General features: G+C 34.6%; 1 protein-coding gene. It reads right to left on the reverse strand.

The features are described from left to right. Positions 1 to 391 precede the first annotated feature (391 nt). Positions 392 to 3,220: type I restriction endonuclease subunit R, EcoR124 family (locus AC1W31_RS20955; protein ID WP_481736453.1), on the reverse strand; the 2,829-nt coding region annotated here is incomplete at its 5' end.

The following is a 3,220-nucleotide window of genomic DNA, read 5'->3' on the forward strand; positions in this document are numbered from 1 at the left end:
AATCCCTTGAAAATCAGTTAATTAGATTTCATACACTTTGCCATTATGTTATTTTTCACAGGAATCCCTTGATTATCAAAGAGTTCCTTGTAGGAATCCCTAAGAATCCCGAAGGAATACCTAAGCATTAAGTGAATAAAATCACGAGCAATGAGCAAGCCAAGCCTAATTTTTAACACCACGAATGAACTTTATTAAACTAATTAATTCGTTTGAAACCGCTATTTTTCGTCCAAATGTAATGACTTTGGAGTGCATCAAAATGTGTGGGGCAAAATATTTTTGAAGTACTTAATTAAAAAATTATTGAGTTAAATGGCTACCTTAAATTGATTCTTTAAAAACATAAATTTGATTGCCCCACACTTTTTGATGCTCTCCTTATTCGTATTTAAAGCTGGCCACCAACACCCTTAAACTTCTCAATAAAAGAAGTTATTTTTTGAAAAATACGTTGTTTTTTTGTCAGATACTGTGGGTTTAACGGACTCATCTTGGGTAAAAGAGCATTCAATTCTGTTCCGTTTTCAGTAGCATATTCACGTTTTAAAGAAGTGGCAATATATCGCTTTGCTTCTTCTTCATTCAAATTTTCTTCTACAATTAATTCAGAAGCCTCCATTTTCTGTTTGGCTTGTGCATAAGAGAAGAAAGCATCTATAATGTTCGCTTTATCTTGAATAGAATCAAGCTCTGTTTCATTGATGAAATCAACAACTAAACTTTCTTTTGCTCTGTTAGCTATACTGGCACGGATAACCCTACGAACTTCTTCTACTAATTCTACTTTATCTTTTGTATTCTTATTATGCTCAAATATTAATTCAAGAATATAGTCTAAGTTGATTTCTTGAGATTTAAGTAGGTCTATTTCAAAAACAACATCATCCCAATCAATTTTTGATTCTTCTGATGCCGCCCCGCTCTTCTCTCGTCTTAACCAGTCTCGAATATCATTATACGTGGAGCGATAATCTTGAACAGTCCGTTCTGCTAACAACTCAATATTCTGCATACTTGCTATATTCTCATCCGTTACAAAATAAGCTTCTTTAAAAGCTTCTACAGCTTTGGTATCGTGTAAGTCTATATCTTGAAGTGCTTTAACCTGTGTAAATTCATCGTAATTCTGTAGTATGTTTTCTACCCGTAAGTATTCTCCAAATAGCTTTGAGAACTCTTTTTTATTTTTCTCCGTAACGATTTCATCAGGATTAGGAAATTTATCGTTTAATTCTTTTACAATGTCCTTGTAACCTCTGCGAGCTTCCCCTGTTGCAATGTCCGTAAAGCCTTCCAAATATTCTTTATAGCTTTTTTCAATGACTACATTTTTGGTGCTACTATCTCCAAAGAGAGTAATAGCATCAATGGTGGCTTTTTCTAAATCTCTGAAAGTAATAATATTTCCAAAAGTTTTTGTAGCATCATAAATACGGTTGGTACGTGAAAATGCTTGCATTAAGCCATGATACCGAAGATTCTTATCAACAAACAACGTATTCAGTGTAGGTGCATCAAACCCAGTAAGAAACATACCGACAACAATGATAAGGTCAACATCTTTACTCTTCACTCGTTTAGCAAGGTCACGATAATAGTCTTGAAATCCTTTACTATCAATACCATAATTCATTCTAAACATGGCATTGTAGTCATTGATGGCTTTTGTCAAAAATTCCTTGGCACTGCTATCCATTGCCGAAGGTTCAAAAGTTTCATCTACTATTTCACCGATGGCACTTTGTTCTTCATTGGACGCAAAAGAGAAGATTGTTGCTATTTTCAGGGGCTTATCACTCTCGTTTTGTAAACGGTTTAGTTCTTCATAATAACATTTGGCAGCATCAACACTACTTACCGCAAACATCGCATTAAAGCCTTTATTACTCCCTTGATTTCTATGAGTTTTTATTCTGAAATTCTGTAAAATATACTGAGAGATTTCTTTGATACGAGCAGGATGAAGCAAAGCAGTACTGTTTTCAGCAGCACTTAATTTTTTTTCATCTTGTTCTGATTCTATGCCTTTAAAACGTGGGCGAACATTGTTATAATCTACTTTGAATTTTAATACCTTTTCATCTCTAATGGCATCCGTAATTACATAAGAATGTAATTCACGACCAAATACACTTGCCGTTGTTTCTGCACCAAGGGCATTTTCTGGGAAAATGGGCGTTCCTGTAAAACCAAATTGATAGAACTTTTTAAACTTTTTGTTCAAGTTCTTTTGTGCTTCGCCAAATTGTGAGCGATGGGCTTCATCAAAGATAAATATGACTTGCTTTTGATAGATGCCTAAATCACTCTCACTTTTCATGAGATTATTTAGTTTTTGAATTGTTGTGACAATAATTTTATTATCGTCCTTCTCAATATTACGCTTTAAACCTGCTGTACTGTCTGAACCGTTCACACTATCTGGCGAGAATCTTTGGTATTCTTTCATCGTTTGAAAGTCCAAATCTTTACGGTCAACCACAAAGAATACTTTATCAATAAAATCAAGTTGGGTGGCTAAGCGTGCGACTTTAAAACTCGTTAGGGTTTTACCTGAGCCTGTGGTATGCCAAATAAAACCGCCACTTTCGGTTTTAGACCAATTTTTAGCTTGATACGAACTGGCTATTTTCCATAAAATTCTTTCTGTGGCTGCAATCTGATAGGGTCTCATAATAAGCAGCGTATCACTTGTATCAAATACCGAATAGGTAAGCAGTACATTTAAAAGCGTTTGTTTCTGAAAAAATGTTGCTGTAAAGTCTTTCAGGTCTTTTATCAAGGTATTATCAGCCCTTGCCCAGTTCATCGTAAAGTCAAAGCTGTTTTTATTTCGCTCTACGGTGTTGGCAAAATAGCGGCTATCTGTACCGTTTGAGATGACAAAAATCTGGACATATTTAAAGAGTGAGTTTTTACTGTTAAAACTTTCTTTTGTGTAGCGATGTACTTGGTTAAAGGCTTCTCGGATAGCTACCCCACGTTTTTTTAGTTCTACTTGCACTAATGGCAATCCGTTGACTAATATGGTTACATCATACCGATTGGCTTGTGTGCCTTTTTGTTCAAATTGAGATATTACCTGCACTTTATTACGGGCAATATTCTTTTTATCTACTAAGTAAATGTTTTGAATGTGTCCATCATCAAAAACAAAGTCGTAAATATAATTGTCGTGTATTTTTCTTGTTTTTTCAACGAGATTATCACTTGGTTT

It is taken from the genome of Arcicella sp., assembly GCF_964672035.1.